Origin of the sequence: Micromonospora sp. NPDC000668, from assembly GCF_042897975.1 — a bacterium.
Lineage (GTDB): Bacteria > Actinomycetota > Actinomycetes > Mycobacteriales > Micromonosporaceae > Micromonospora.
The window spans coordinates 1366276-1380597 of the sequence record NZ_JBIAYP010000001.1 but is presented as its reverse complement, the minus strand read 5'-3'; the positions used below and the strand labels follow the sequence as shown (position 1 = coordinate 1380597).

General features: G+C 71.6%; 13 protein-coding genes. 10 read left to right on the top strand and 3 right to left on the bottom strand.

Going from position 1 to position 14322, the window contains the following annotated elements:
* Both uvrC and ACFY29_RS06385 read left to right on the top strand, forming a co-directional pair.
* Entirely contained in the window at positions 1 to 1989 is a 1989-nt protein-coding gene (gene uvrC / locus ACFY29_RS06390) for an excinuclease ABC subunit UvrC (RefSeq protein ID WP_386983880.1), read from the top strand.
* Between the two features lie 1079 nt (positions 1990 to 3068).
* A complete protein-coding gene (locus tag ACFY29_RS06385; protein ID WP_386983878.1) occupies positions 3069 to 3728 on the top strand; it encodes a C39 family peptidase in 660 nt (219 codons plus the stop codon).
* Positions 3729 to 3803: 75 nt separating this feature from the next.
* Here ACFY29_RS06385 and recQ read toward each other — a convergent pair whose 3' ends face one another.
* On the bottom strand, positions 3804 to 5657 hold the full coding sequence (gene recQ, locus ACFY29_RS06380) for a DNA helicase RecQ (protein WP_386983876.1): 1854 nt from the start codon (positions 5655 to 5657) through the stop codon (positions 3804 to 3806).
* 77 nt (positions 5658 to 5734) lie between these two features.
* Entirely contained in the window at positions 5735 to 6079 is a 345-nt protein-coding gene (locus tag ACFY29_RS06375) for a hypothetical protein (RefSeq protein ID WP_386983874.1), read from the bottom strand.
* 223 nt (positions 6080 to 6302) lie between these two features.
* Here ACFY29_RS06375 and rapZ point away from each other — a divergent pair, with 223 nt between their 5' ends.
* The 8 genes from rapZ (at position 6303) to ACFY29_RS06335 (ending at position 13481) form a co-directional block, all read left to right on the top strand.
* On the top strand, positions 6303 to 7235 hold the full coding sequence (rapZ, locus tag ACFY29_RS06370) for an RNase adapter RapZ (RefSeq protein ID WP_386983872.1): 933 nt from the start codon (positions 6303 to 6305) through the stop codon (positions 7233 to 7235).
* The gene (locus ACFY29_RS06365; RefSeq protein ID WP_386983870.1) at positions 7232 to 8356 is read left to right on the top strand and encodes a 2-phospho-L-lactate transferase CofD family protein; all 1125 of its coding nucleotides are present in this window, start codon (positions 7232 to 7234) and stop codon (positions 8354 to 8356) included. The genes rapZ and ACFY29_RS06365 overlap by 4 nt, the downstream gene beginning before the upstream one ends.
* A gap of 54 nt (positions 8357 to 8410) precedes the next feature.
* Positions 8411 to 9391, top strand: coding sequence for a DNA-binding protein WhiA (gene whiA, locus ACFY29_RS06360; protein WP_074312802.1), 981 nt, complete (start codon positions 8411 to 8413; stop codon positions 9389 to 9391).
* A gap of 262 nt (positions 9392 to 9653) precedes the next feature.
* Complete coding sequence (gap, locus tag ACFY29_RS06355; protein WP_328418756.1) at positions 9654 to 10658, top strand: type I glyceraldehyde-3-phosphate dehydrogenase; 1005 nt, start codon at positions 9654 to 9656, stop codon at positions 10656 to 10658.
* Complete coding sequence (locus tag ACFY29_RS06350; RefSeq protein WP_386983867.1) at positions 10655 to 11854, top strand: phosphoglycerate kinase; 1200 nt, start codon at positions 10655 to 10657, stop codon at positions 11852 to 11854. Before gap ends, ACFY29_RS06350 begins: the two co-directional genes overlap by 4 nt.
* Positions 11855 to 12646 carry a triose-phosphate isomerase gene (tpiA, locus tag ACFY29_RS06345; RefSeq protein ID WP_386983865.1) on the top strand — a complete coding sequence of 264 codons (792 nt, stop codon included), beginning with the start codon at positions 11855 to 11857 and terminating at the stop codon, positions 12644 to 12646.
* A 95-nt stretch (positions 12647 to 12741) separates the two neighbouring features.
* Positions 12742 to 13002: a preprotein translocase subunit SecG gene (secG, locus tag ACFY29_RS06340; RefSeq protein ID WP_252420214.1), complete on the top strand. Its 261-nt coding sequence runs from the start codon at positions 12742 to 12744 to the stop codon at positions 13000 to 13002.
* A gap of 137 nt (positions 13003 to 13139) precedes the next feature.
* Complete coding sequence (locus ACFY29_RS06335) at positions 13140 to 13481, top strand: RNA polymerase-binding protein RbpA (protein ID WP_386983862.1); 342 nt, start codon at positions 13140 to 13142, stop codon at positions 13479 to 13481.
* A 48-nt stretch (positions 13482 to 13529) separates the two neighbouring features.
* Here the strand turns inward: ACFY29_RS06335 and pgl are convergent, their stop codons facing one another.
* Complete coding sequence (gene pgl, locus ACFY29_RS06330; protein ID WP_328418752.1) at positions 13530 to 14300, bottom strand: 6-phosphogluconolactonase; 771 nt, start codon at positions 14298 to 14300, stop codon at positions 13530 to 13532.
* Between the last annotated feature and the right edge of the window lie 22 nt (positions 14301 to 14322).

Below are 14322 nucleotides of genomic sequence, written 5' to 3'. Positions count from 1 at the left end.
GTGGCTGACCCCTCGACCTACCGTCCTGCACCCGGCACCATTCCGGAGTCGCCGGGGGTCTACCGCTTCCGGGACGGCACCGGTCGGGTGATCTACGTCGGCAAGGCGAAGAACCTGCGCAGCCGGCTCAACTCCTACTTCGGCGACGTCTGGAATCTGCACGAGCGCACCCGGCAGATGGTCACCACCGCCGAGTCGGTTGACTGGATCACCGTCGGCACCGAGGTCGAGGCGCTCCAGCAGGAGTTCACCTGGATCAAGCAGTACGACCCGCGGTTCAACGTCCGCTACCGCGACGACAAGTCCTACCCCTACCTGGCCGTCACCCTCGACGAGGAGTACCCGCGGCTGCAGGTGATGCGCGGCGCCAAGCGCAAGGGCGTGCGCTACTTCGGGCCGTACTCGCACGCCTGGGCGATCCGGGAGACCCTCGACCTGCTGCTGCGGGTGTTCCCGGCCCGGACGTGCTCTGCCGGGGTGTTCAAGCGGGCCGGCCAGGTCGGTCGCCCCTGCCTGCTCGGCTACATCGGCAAGTGCTCGGCGCCCTGCGTCGGCACCGTCTCCGCCGACGAGCACCGGGCCATCGTCGACGATTTCTGCGACTTCATGGCCGGCCGCACCGACACCATGGTCCGCAAGATCGAACGTGAGATGACCGAGGCGAGCGAGCAGCTGGAGTTCGAGCGGGCCGCCCGGCTGCGGGACGACGTGGCGGCGTTGCGCCGGGCGATGGAGAAGCAGACCGTGGTGCTGGGCGACGGCACCGACGCCGACGTGGTCGCGTTCGCCGACGACCCGCTCGAGGCGGCCGTGCAGGTCTTCCACGTCCGCGACGGCCGGGTCCGCGGCCAGCGCGGCTGGGTGGTGGAGAAGACCGAGGAGTTGAGCACCGGCGACCTGGTGCACCACTTCTGCACCCAGGTGTACGGCGGCGAGCACGGCGAGGCGGACGTACCCCGGGAGCTGCTGGTTCCCGAGCTGCCCGCGGACGCCGACGCACTGGCCGACTGGCTCTCCACCCACCGGGGCAGCCGGGTGTCGCTGCGGGTGCCCCAGCGCGGCGACAAGCGCTCGCTGATGGAGACCGTGGAGCGCAACGCCAAGGACGCGCTGGCCCGGCACAAGCTCAAGCGGTCCGGTGATCTGACCACCCGGGGAAAGGCGCTGGACGAGATCAGCGAGGCGCTGGGCATGCGCACCTCGCCGCTGCGCATCGAATGCTTCGACATCTCCCAGATCCAGGGCACCGACGTGGTGGCCAGCATGGTCGTCTTCGAGGACGGGCTGCCCCGCAAGAGCGAGTATCGGCGGTTCATCGTCCGGGGCGCCACCGACGACCTCTCTGCGATGTCCGAGGTGCTGCGCCGTCGCTTCGCCCGCTATCTGGACGCGCGTTCGGAGACCGGCGAGGTGGGGGTGGAGTCGGCCGACGAGCTGGAGGCCCCGTCCGGCGCTGAGGAGCCACGGATCGGCACCCTCGTCGACCCCACCACTGGCCGGCCACGCAAGTTCGCGTACCCGCCGCAGTTGGTGGTCGTGGACGGCGGCGCGCCGCAGGTCGCAGCGGCGGCCCAGGCCCTCGCGGGGCTGGGCATCGAGGACGTGGCGCTGTGCGGGCTGGCCAAGCGGCTGGAGGAGGTCTGGCTCCCCGACGACGAGTTCCCGGTCATCCTGCCGCGTACGTCGGAGGGGCTCTACCTGCTGCAACGGATCCGCGACGAGGCGCACCGGTTCGCCATCACCTTCCACCGGCAGCGCCGCTCCAAGCGGATGACCGAGTCCGCGCTGGACCACGTGCCCGGCCTGGGGGAGGTGCGGCGCAAGGCGCTGCTGCGGCACTTCGGCTCACTCAAGCGGCTCTCCGCCGCCACGGTCGAGGAGATTACCGAGGTGCCCGGGGTGGGCCGGCGCACGGCCGAAGCGATCCTTGCCGCGCTCGACAAGGGCACGGGGGTCGTCGAGGGCGTCGAGGCGACGCCGAGTTCGTGAACCCGCCGCCATTCGGCATTACCACCACACTCTGACCCACCCGGCGCGGGCGAGCCACCGCCAGCCGCCGAACGGTGCGCGTTTGCCTCATGATCGTGCTCGATCCTGGATGTAGTGGCCTCGTTCGCGCCGCGTGGGGACTGTTTCCTGGATCGAGCACGATCTCGCCCGAGCAGCCCGCCTGTCCGCGCGCTGTCCGCATGCCCCGCACGACGCGAGCGGTGGCCAAGATTTGCGCACTCCGTGCCGTCTGTGGCCCCGCGTCCGTGGCCCGCGCCGTCGGCGCACCTACGTCGTCTGCGAACCCCGCACGGCAGCCCACGTCACGCGTCATGCGTCACGATTTCGCCTCACCGGTCACCCAGGCCTGGCGGGCGGTGAGCCCGGCTGGGAGACCGGCAGTCGGGCGGGTCGACGGCGGCGGGACACCCGCACCGTTGAGGGTGATACCTGAGAGTCATATTGATACCTCAGAGTCATCACGCTCAAAAGCACGCACCCGCCCGCCGAACCGCGGCGGCCTCCTAGGTCTGCGCACTTTCCGGGAAGGTGTGGCCTCGGCGCGCCGGGGGGCAGCACTTTCCCGGAAAGGGCGTGGCTAGACGCCGGTCGACGTGGGCGGCCACGTGGGTGTGGTGTCCGCTTCGGGATGCGAGCCGGACGGGTGCGCGCGCTCGGGCAGATCGCCGTGGGTCCCGGTTGTGGGGCGGACGGGTGGGATGGGGTTGTCGGCCCGTGGCGGGCTGGGGGTGTCGTCCCGTTTGGGGTGGGCCGTCCCGTGGTCGGGGCCACCCTCAGCGTGGAATCGGGGGCCGGCCCGGGTCGTTATACCTGGCATGTGACCGTGGCCCCCTGGCCCGGTGCGCGGCAGCCGCCGGGAACACCCGACCGGCCGCCCCGGTTACACCCCCCTGTAGCCAGCCGCCAGCCGTTGGGAACACCCGACCGGCCGCCGCGGTTACATCCCCGGAACCCCGAGCAGGTCCCCCCGGATCGCCGGACCGTTCCCCCCTTCTTGAACTTCCTTGACGCGGCATCCCCCTGCCGCGTGCACCCCCGATGCAGAGGAGCACGCCATTATGCGTACCGATCTGATTCGTAAGACCGCTCTGACCGCTGCTGGGCTCGCCTTCACCGGCGGCGCGATCGCCGGTCCGGTGACCGCCGCTTACGCCGCGTCGGATGCCAAGCCCGCTACGCAAACCCAGTCGGATCGGAAGTCGTCGGGTGAGCGTCAGCTGGGTGTGCGCTACGAGGCGCAGCCGAACTTCTACTACTGCGGTCCCGCCGCCGCCCGTAACGCCCTGTCCGTGCAGGGTAAGGACATCAGCGTGGATGCCATGGCCAAGGAAATGGGTACCACCGAGGCCGGCACGAACTCCATCAACGACATCACCCCGGTGCTGAACAAGGAAACCGGTAAGAACGACGCCTACCGCAGCGTCGAGATCAGCACCCCCGCCGCTGACAGCAAGCAGACCGACAAGCTGCGCGCCGACGTCGTGAAGACCGTGGATGACGGTCGGGCTGTGGTGGCGAACATCGCCGGCACCAGCGTCGACGTCGACGGCACCAGCCACTCGTTCGAGGGTGGGCACTACATCAGCGTCGTGGGCTACCGCGACAACGGCAACATCGTGAAGATCGCCGACTCGGCCGACCCGAACCAGGCCTCCTACGAGGTCACCGTCGAGCACCTCGCCGACTGGATCGCCACCCGCGGCTACGCCACCAGCTGACACCCAGCAACCAACGCGAAGGGCCGGACCCCTACCGGGGTCCGGCCCTTCGTCACGCCTAAGTCAGGGACGCGGTCAGGCCGGGGCGGTGTCGGTGCCGAGGACGGCCAGGATCTGCTCGCCGTACTTGGCGAGCTTGTTCTCGCCGACCCCGCTGACCCGCGACAGCTCGGCCAGCGAGCCGGGCGCGTCGCTGGCGATCTGCCGCAGCGTCGCGTCGTGGAAGATGACGTACGCCGGAACGCCCTGTTCCTTGGCGGTGGCCGCCCGCCAGCCGCGCAGCCGCTCGAAGACCGACGCGGCGGCCGGGGCCAGCTCGGCGACCACGGTGGCCGAGCCGCGTGGCTTTGCCGACCGGCTCGACGCCGGCCTCTCCGGCTCGCGGCGCATCGTGACGGTGCGCCGCCGGCCCAGCACGTCGGCGCTCGCCTCGGTCAGTGCCAGCGTGCCGTAGTCGCCCTCCACGGCGAGCAGCCCCTCGGCGAGCAGTTGCCGGACCACGCCCCGCCACTCGGCCTCACGCAGCTCGGTGCCGATGCCGAAGACGGTCAGCGAGTCGTGGCCGTACTGGCTGATCTTGTCGGTCTGCTTGCCGAGCAGGATGTCGATGCAGTGCCCGGCGCCGAACCGCTGGTTGCGTTCGCGGTCGAGGCGGAAGATGGCGGAGAGCAGCTTCTGCGCGGCCACCGTGCCGTCCCAGGACTCCGGCGGAGTGAGGCAGGTGTCGCAGTTGCCGCACGCCGTCGCCGTCGTCTCGCCGAAGTATTCGAGCAGCTGGACCCGCCGGCAGCGCACCGTCTCGCAGAGTGCGAGCATCGCGTCCAGGTGCGCGGCGAGGTTGCGGCGGTGCGCGAGGTCGCCGTCGGACGTCTCGATCATCTTGCGCTGCTGGACCACGTCCTGGAGCCCGTACGCCAGCCAGGCGGTGGACGGCAGGCCGTCTCGGCCGGCGCGGCCGGTCTCCTGGTAGTAGCCCTCGACGGACTTGGGCAGGTCGAGGTGGGCGACGAAGCGGACGTCGGGCTTGTCGATGCCCATCCCGAAGGCGATGGTGGCCACCATCACCAGGCCGTCCTCGCGCAGGAAGCGCTGCTGGTTGGCGGCGCGGGTCCTCGCGTCCAGCCCTGCGTGGTAGGGCAGCGCGGCGACCCCGTTGGCGGTGAGGAACTCGGCCGTCTTGTCCACCGAGGCCCGGGACAGGCAGTAGACGATTCCGGCGTCGCCGGGGTGCTCGTCGCGCAGGAGGGTCAGCAGTTGCTTGCGCGGCTCGTGCTTGGGCACGATCCGGTACTGGATGTTGGGCCGGTCGAAGCTGGCCACGAAGTGCCGGGCGTCGTCGAGCTTGAGCCGGGTGGCGATCTCGGTGCGGGTGGCGCTGGTCGCGGTGGCGGTCAGCGCGATCCGGGGGACCTGCGGCCACCTCTCGTGCAGCATCGACAGCGCCAGGTAGTCGGGGCGGAAGTCGTGCCCCCACTGGGACACGCAGTGCGCCTCGTCGATCGCGAACAGGCCGATCCGGCCTCGGTCCAGCAGGGCGAGGGTGGACCGGACGCCGAGCGCCTCCGGAGCCAGGTAGAGCAGATCCAGCTCGCCGGCCAGGAAGGCTGCCTCGACCCGGCGCCGAGCGTCGAGCGTCTGGGTCGAGTTGAGGAAGCCGGCCCGTACGCCGACCGCGGTGAGCGCGTCCACCTGGTCCTGCATGAGCGCGATCAGCGGGGACACGACGACCGCGACACCGTCGCGGACCAGGGCCGGGATCTGGTAGCACAGCGACTTGCCACCACCGGTGGGCATCAGCACCAGCGCGTCACCGCCGGCGACAACGTGGTCGATCACCTCCTGCTGGAAGCCGCGGAAGGCGTCGTAGCCGAACACCCGGCGCAGCACCGGCAGCGCGTCCTCGGTACGCAGGTCGGTGGGGGAAGCCATCCGCGGAGTCTACGAGCCAACCCCGACAGCGCCCGCCCGGCGCACCCACGGGCGGGTGTGCCGGACGGGCGGCGCGGTCAGCCGGGCTGGTTGGACCGGTTGGCCAGCCCGCGGGGCGGTGCCTTCATCCCCACCACAATGTCGACGATCTCGATGTAGCGGGCCTTGTTGCCCATCCGGAACGCGGTTGCGGCCGCGTTGATCTCCTCCAGGGTGTCGCCCTCGACCATGGTGACCTGGTCGTACTTGCCGTTCACCCCGGTGCAGACGACGTGGGTGAGCTGTTTGGCGAAGCGGCCCAGGTCCCGAGCATGCTCGGCGGAGACCTCGTGGATGCCCTCCCGGCCGAGGGCGAAGTACTCCGGGCTGATCCGCATGAACAGGAAGCCGATGTACTTGTTCTTGTCCGCCAGATCGTGCATCGCACCCTCCCAGATGTCGGCCTTGACCTGCGACGATCACGATGAGCGTATTTACAACTACAGATCGTCATCAAGGGTGGCGACTGTCGGGAGGGCGACCCGCGGCCGTGGATCGCCCGCCGAGGCGCGACGGGTCCCGGACCTTGGCCGGGCGGCGGGATAGAGTCGCTGATTGACCAATCGCGGCCGAGGGCGGCCGCGGCGCCACGGCTTGGGGGTACGGGTGAGCGAGGCGCGCACAGCCGGCGACGGGATCGACGTCCCGGCGGCCACCGACGGGCCACCGGCGGCGGAGTCGGAGACCACGCTCGTGGTGGTCACCGGGCTCTCCGGTGGCGGCCGCAGCACGGTCGCCCGTGCGCTGGAGAATGTCGGCTACTACGTGGTGGACAACCTGCCGCAGGCGCTGATGCTCGACATGGCCGAGCTGGCGTTCAAGGCCGGCGGCGCGGCCCGGCGTACCGCGATGGTGCTGGACGTGCGCTCGCGCGCCTTCTCCACCGACCTCGTCGGGGCGATCCGGGAGCTCAAGGAGCGCGGTTTCTCGCCCCGGGTGGTCTTCGTCGATGCCGACGACGAGGTGCTGATCCGGCGGTTCGAGAGCGTCCGGCGCTCGCACCCGTTGCAGGGTGACGGGCGGCTGGCCGACGGCATCGCCGTGGAGCGCGGGCTGCTCGAGGAGGCCCGCGACCAGGCCGACGTGATCATCGACACCAGCCACCTGAACGTCAACCAGCTCCGCCGGCGCATCGAGGAGCTGTTCGGCGGGGAGGACGCCCGCCGGCTGCGGGTCACCGTGCTGTCGTTCGGCTTCAAGTACGGCCTGCCGCCGGACGCCGACTTCGTGCTGGACGCCCGCTTCCTGCCCAATCCGTACTGGGTGCCGGAGCTGCGCGAGCACACCGGACGGGAGGAGGCGGTCAGCGCGTACGTGCTGGGCCAGGAGGGCGCGGATGCCTTCGTCGCCTCGTACGCCGACCTGGTCAACGCCACCACCGCCGGCTTCGAGCGGGAGGGCAAGCGGTACCTGACGGTCGCCGTGGGCTGCACCGGCGGCAAGCACCGCAGCGTGGCCATCGCCGAGGAGTTGGCCGGCCGACTGCGCCAGTCCGGGCTGGCGGCCAACGCCCAGCACCGCGACCTGGGGCGCGAATGACGTCCCGCCGGGTGGTGGCGTTCGGCGGTGGGCACGGCCTGTCCGCCTCGCTGCGTGCGCTGCGCCACTGCGCTCCCGAACTCGACCTGGACATCACCGCCGTGGTCACGGTCGGCGACGACGGCGGCTCCAGCGGCCGGCTGCGCGCCGAGCGGGGCGGCCTGCCCCCCGGCGATCTGCGGCAGGCCCTGGTCGCGCTGGCCGGGGACCACCCGGCCACGCGCCGCAGCGCCGGGCTGTTCCAGCACCGCTTCGCCACGCCGCCCGCGGACGCGGCGCAGTACACGGACCCGGCATCGGGCGGCCCGGACGGCGGCACTGGCCCGGCGGCGGGCGGCCCGGCCGGTGGTGCCGGCCTGGCGACCGGCGGCCCGACCGGCGGCCCGACCGGCGGCCCGACCGGTGGTGCTGGCCCGGCGGCGGCCCGCCCCGACGGGCTGGCCGGGCACGCGGTGGGCAACCTGGTGCTCTGCGGCCTGATGGAGCTGCTCGGCGACCCGGTGGCCGCGCTGGAGCACGCCGGGGCGATGCTCGGCGCGGTCGGTCGGGTGCTGCCCATGTCTCGCCAGCCGGTGGGCATCGAGGCGCAGGTGCGTGGCGTCGATCCGGCCGCTCCGGACGAGGTGCGCACGGTGCGCGGTCAGCACCAGGTGGCGGTCACCACCGGGCGGGTCGAGTCGCTGCGGCTCACCCCGGCCGCCCCGGCGGCCTGCGCCGAGGCCCTCGCGGCGATCGGCGCGGCGGACTGGTTGATCTTCGGGCCGGGCAGCTGGTACACCAGCGTGCTGCCGCACCTGCTGGTGCCGCAGTTGGCCGACGCGATCGTGTCCAGCCCGGCCCGGCGACTGGTCACCCTGAACCTCGCCGCGGAGAAGGAGACCCTCCAGCTCTCCGTCGCCGATCACCTCGCGGCGCTGCACTGGTACCTTCCCGAGCTCAAGGTGGATCTTGTGCTGGCTGACGCCAAGGCGGTGGGTGACCCCGAACCGGTCGAACGTGCGGCAGAATCGCTGGGTGCCCGCCTGGTCCTCGCCCCCGTCGCCATCACTGACGGGACTCCCCGCCATGATCCGGCTGCCCTGGGCGCCGCGCTGGTGCCTGTACTGGGTGCCGATCGTTAGACACGTACGTAATCTCCGGCGACACGCCGGAACCGGTCCGTGAGGGGACGCACAATGGCGATGACGGCTGCGGTCAAGGACGAGCTGAGTCGGGTCGACGTGCCCAAGCCCTGCTGTCGGCGGGCGGAGATGGCCGCGCTGCTGCGCTTCGCCGGCGGCCTGCACATCGTCTCCGGCCGCGTGGTGGTGGAGGCGGAGTTGGACACCGGGGCGGTGGCACGCCGGCTGCGCCGGGAGATCGCAGAGGTCTACGGGTACCCCAGTGAGATCCACGTGCTGGCCTCCGGCGGCCTGCGCAAGGGCAGCCACTTCATCGTCCGGGTGGTGAAGGACGGCGAGGCCCTGGCCCGGCAGACCGGCCTGCTGGACGTGCGCGGTCGCCCGGTGCGCGGGCTGCCCCCGCACGTGGTGGCGGCGAACGTCTGCTGCGCGGTCTCGGCCTGGCGGGGCGCGTTCATGGCGCACGGCTCGCTCACCGAGCCGGGCCGGTCCAGCGCCCTGGAGATCACCTGTCCGGGGCCGGAGTCGGCGCTGGCGCTGGTCGGCGCGGCCCGCCGGATCGGCATCACCGCCAAGAACCGCGAGGTGCGCGGGGTGGACCGGGTGGTGGTCAAGGACGGCGACGCGATCGCCGCGCTGCTCACCCGGATCGGCGCGCACTCCAGCGTGCTGGCCTGGGAGGAGCGCCGGGTCCGCCGCGAGGTGCGGGCCACCGCCAACCGGCTGGCCAACTTCGACGACGCCAACCTGCGCCGCTCGGCACGCGCGGCCGTGGCCGCCGCCGCCCGGGTGACCCGGGCGCTGGAGATCCTCGCCGACGAGGCGCCCAACCACCTGACCGACGCCGGTCGGCTGCGCCTGGAGCACCGGCAGGCGTCGCTGGAGGAGCTGGGCGCCCTGGCCGAGCCGCCGCTGACCAAGGACGCCATCGCCGGGCGGATCCGCCGGCTGCTGGCACTGGCCGACAAGCGTGCCCGGGACCTCGGCATCCCGGATACCGAAGCAGCCGTCACGCCCGACATGCTCGTGGTCTGATAGGACGGTAAGGCCGCACGGTGCGCCCGGGAGCACGACCCGGCGCAGCGTGGCCTCGCACGCTCGGATATGGTCGCTGCGTACGGCAAGGGGGCCGACACAGGCACACCTCGTCGTGCCACCGCCTCGGGCGGTCAGGTCCTCAGACCGCGGCGGGGTGGCCGAGATGAACCGTCAACGGCCGGCTCCAACGGTCGGCGCACACCACTCCGCCGGCCCGTTGTCTGAAGCCGGCGGACCAGAACGCGAGGAGATGGGACCTGTGACCATCCGGGTTGGCATCAACGGCTTCGGCCGGATCGGCCGTAACTTCTTCCGGGCAGTGCTGGCGTCCGACGCCGACATCGAGGTCGTGGCGGTGAACGACCTGACCGACAACGCCACGCTCGCCCACCTGCTCAAGTACGACAGCATCCTGGGTCGCCTGCCCTACGAGGTCAAGGCCACCGCCGACGAGATCACCGTCGGTGGCAAGACCATCAAGGCGTACGCGGAGAAGGACCCGGCGTCGCTGCCGTGGGGCGAGGTCGGTGCCGACGTCGTCATCGAGTCGACCGGCTTCTTCACCGACGCCACCAAGGCCAAGGCGCACGTCGCCGGTGGGGCCAAGAAGGTCATCATCTCCGCCCCGGCGAAGAACGAGGACGTCACGGTCGTCATGGGCGTCAACCACGACCAGTACGACCCGGCGAAGCACACCATCATCTCCAACGCTTCGTGCACCACCAACTGCCTCGCCCCGATGGCGAAGGTCCTGCACGACACGTTCGGCATCCAGCACGGTCTGATGACGACGATCCACGCGTACACCCAGGACCAGAACCTCCAGGACGCCCCGCACAAGGACCTCCGCCGGGCCCGGGCCGCCGCGCTGAACATCGTGCCGACCTCGACCGGTGCGGCCAAGGCCATCGGTCTGGTGCTGCCGGAGCTCAAGGGCAAGCTCGACGGGTACGCCCTGCGGGTGCCGATCCCGACCGGCTCGGTCACCGACCTCACCGTCAACGTGGGTCGCGAGACCACCGTGGACGAGGTCAACGCCGCGCTGAAGGCCGCCGCGGACGGCCCGCTCAAGGGCATCCTCGTCTACAACGAGGACCCGATCGTCTCCACCGACATCGTCACCGACCCGGCGTCGTGCATCTTCGACGCGCCGCTGACCAAGGTGGTCGGCAACCAGGTCAAGGTCGTCGGCTGGTACGACAACGAGTGGGGCTACTCCAACCGCCTGGTCGACCTGGTCAAGCTGGTCGGTTCGTCGCTGTGAGCATCCGGACCCTCGACGACCTGCTCGCCGAGGGGGTGTCGGGTCGGCGCGTGCTGGTGCGCGCCGACCTGAACGTCCCGCTCGACAAGCAGACCGGCGACATCACGGATGACGGCCGGATCCGCGCGGTGCTGCCGACGCTCGGTGCGCTGGTCGAGGCCGGCGCCAAGGTGGTCGTCTGCTCGCACCTGGGCCGCCCGAAGGGCAAGCCGGACCCGCAGTTCAGCCTCCGCCCGGTCGCCGGGCGGCTCGGTGAGCTGCTCGGCGCGCCGGTGCACTTCGCCACCGACACCGTCGGTGACTCCGCCCGGTCCACCGTCGCGGGCCTGGCCGACGGTCAGGTCGCCCTGCTAGAGAACCTGCGCTTCAACGCCGGCGAGACCAGCAAGGACGACGCCGAGCGGGGTGCCTTCGCCGACCAACTCGTCGCGTTCGGCGACGCGTACGTGGACGACGCGTTCGGTGCCGTGCACCGCAAGCACGCCAGCGTCTACGACGTGCCAGCCCGGCTGCCGCACGTGGCCGGCCGGCTGGTGCTGCGCGAGGTCGAGGTCCTCTCCAGGCTCACCAGCGACCCCGAGCGGCCGTACGTGGTGGTGCTCGGCGGGTCCAAGGTCTCCGACAAGCTGGCGGTGATCGAGGCCCTGCTGCCCACGGTCGACCGACTGCTCATCGGTGGCGGGATGTGCTTCACCTTCCTCAAGGCCCAGGGCCTGGAGGTGGGCACCTCGCTGCTGGAGAAGGACATGGTCGAGACCTGCGGCAACCTGCTGGAGCGGGCTGCGGGCAAGATTCTGCTCCCGGTCGACGTGGTGGTCGCGGACGCGTTCGCCCCGGACGCCGCGCACGACACGGTCCGCGTCGACGGCATCCCGAGTCACCGGCTCGGGTTGGACATCGGCCCGGAGACGGTGGCCGGTTTCGCCGCCGCGCTGTCCCAGGCGAAGACGATCTTCTGGAACGGCCCGATGGGCGTGTTCGAGATGGCGGCGTTCGCCAACGGCACCCGCGGCGTCGCCGAGGCGATCACCAAGACCGACGCGTTCACCGTCGTCGGTGGCGGCGACTCGGCGGCGGCAGTGCGTGCGTTGGGGCTGGACGAGTCGTCCTTCGGGCACATCTCCACCGGCGGTGGCGCCTCCCTGGAATACCTCGAGGGCAAGACCCTCCCCGGCATCGCGGCCCTGGAGAACTGAATGGCGAGCACCACCCGTCGGCCCCTGATGGCCGGCAACTGGAAGATGAACCTCAACCACCTCGAGGCCAACCTGCTCATGCAGAAGCTGGCCGCGAGCCTCACCGAGAAGCAGCTCACCGCGGTGGAGACGGTCGTGTTGCCGCCCTTCACCGACCTGCGCACGGTGCAGACCGCCGTGGACGGGGACAAGCTGCTGATCGGCTACGGCGGGCAGGACCTCTCCCCGCACGCCGCGGGCGCGTACACCGGGGAGATCTCCGGCCAGATGCTGGCCAAGCTCGGCTGCACGTACGTGGTGGTCGGGCACTCCGAGCGGCGGGCCTACCACCACGAGGACGACGCGCTGGTCAACGCCAAGGTCAAGGCGGCGCTGACGCACGGCCTGACCCCGATCCTCTGTGTGGGGGAGGGGCTGGACGTGCGCGAGCAGGGCACCCACGTGGCGCACTGCTCGGAGCAGCTCGCCGGGGGCCTCGCCGGGCTCACCGCCGAGCAGGTCCGCCAGGTGGTGATCGCGTACGAGCCGGTGTGGGCGATCGGTACCGGCAAGACCGCGACGCCGGAGGACGCCCAGGAGGTCTGCGGGGCGGTTCGCCAGCGGCTGGCGGAGCGCTTCGACCAGGACACCGCCGACCGGGTCCGGGTCCTCTACGGCGGCTCGGTCAAGGCGTCCAACATTGCCTCGATCATGGCCCAGCCGGACGTGGACGGCGGCCTGGTGGGGGGCGCCAGCCTGGACGCGGAGGAATTCGCGCAGATCTGCCGGTTCCCGGAGCACATCACCCGCTGACCGCTCGGTATCCTTGACCCCGCCCGTCCGCCGGTCGGTGCCGCCGTGCCCGATCAGACCGGGCGAGGATCGCTACGAGAGGACTGACCCCAGCCATGCCGATCTGGTTCGCATACACGTTGATCGTGTTGCTGATCATCACGAGCGTTCTGCTCACCTTGCTCATCCTGCTGCACCGCGGCAAGGGCGGCGGTCTGTCGAGCATGTTCGGCGGTGGCGTCAGCTCCAGCCTCGCCGGCTCGTCCGTGGCGGAGAAGAACCTGGACCGCTACACCGTTCTGGTGAGCATTGTCTGGTTCGCTGCCATCGTCGGGCTGGGGCTCTGGCTCCGCCTCCAGATGAACAGCGGCGCCTGAGCAGGCCCGTCAAGTCGTACAATCTGCGCGCGGTCCGTTACGACGGGCCGCGCGCAGGCTTTTCTCCGCTGCACCGCGTCGCCCGCCGCCCTACCCCCTCCGGCGGCGGGTCCCTCCGACGACAGGAGCGAGCAGCCGTGCCGAGTGGCAACGTCATCCGCGGCGCCCGGGTCGGGTCCGGGCCCATCCGCCCGGACGAGCGGCACCATCCCGCCCCCCGACAGGACGTCACCTACTGGTGCCGCAACGACCACCGGATCAACATCCGGATCGCTGCGGACGCCGCCGCGCCGCCGCTGTGGGACTGCCCCCGCTGCGGCCTGCCCGCGGGCCAGGACGCGCAGAACCCGCCGGGCCGGACCCGCGCCGAGCCCTACAAGAGCCACCTGGCGTACGTGAAGGAGCGGCGCACCGCCGAGGAGGGCGAGGCGCTGCTGGCCGAGGCACTCGCCGCGCTGCGCCGCCGCCGAGGCGAGTGAAAGAAGGGCCCGTCAGCAACGCCAGGCGTTGACGACGGGCCCTTCTTCTCAGCGCAGGCTGCGCAGGCGGGCGGGCACGTCGGCCGCCGCAGCCCGGTCCAACAGCCAGCGGGTACGGTCCACGCCGTGCACCCCGGCGGCCGGCAACTGCACCGGCCCGGCGCCGGCCAGCGCCATGCCCACCGCCCGAGCCTTGTCCCCGCCGCCGGCCACCAGCCAGACCTCCTCCGCCGTGTTGATCGCCGGCAGGGTGAGCGTGGTCCGCACCGGCGGCGGCTTGGGGCTGCCCCGCACCGCGCTGACCGTCCGGCTCTCGTAGTGCACCGGGTGCTCCGGGAAGACCGAGGCGACGTGCCCGTCCTCCCCGACGCCCAGCATCAGCACGTCGAAGTGCGGCAGCGCGGCATGCCCGGGGCGGGCGGCGCGCGCCAACTCCTCGGCGTACCCGGCGGCGGCCCTCTCCGGGTCGTTGCCGGCCGGGCCATCGGAGGCCGGCATCGGGTGCACCCGGGCCGGGTCCAGCGGCACCACGTCCAGCAGGGCGGCCCGCGCCTGGGTCTCGTTGCGCTCCGGATCGCCGGCGGGCAGGAACCGCTCGTCGCCCCACCACACGTCGACCCGGGACCAGTCCACCGCGTCGCGGGCCGGTAGCTGTGCCACCGCCCGGTACACGGCGGCGGCGACCCGCCCACCGGTGAGCACCACCGAGGCCTCGCCCCGGTCGGCCTGTGCGTCGAGCAGCTTCACCAGCAGCCGGGCTGCCACGGCCTGCGCCAGCAGGTCGGCATCGGCGTGTACGGCGACACTCGCCTCACTCATCGGTTGTGCCTTCGTTTCCCGA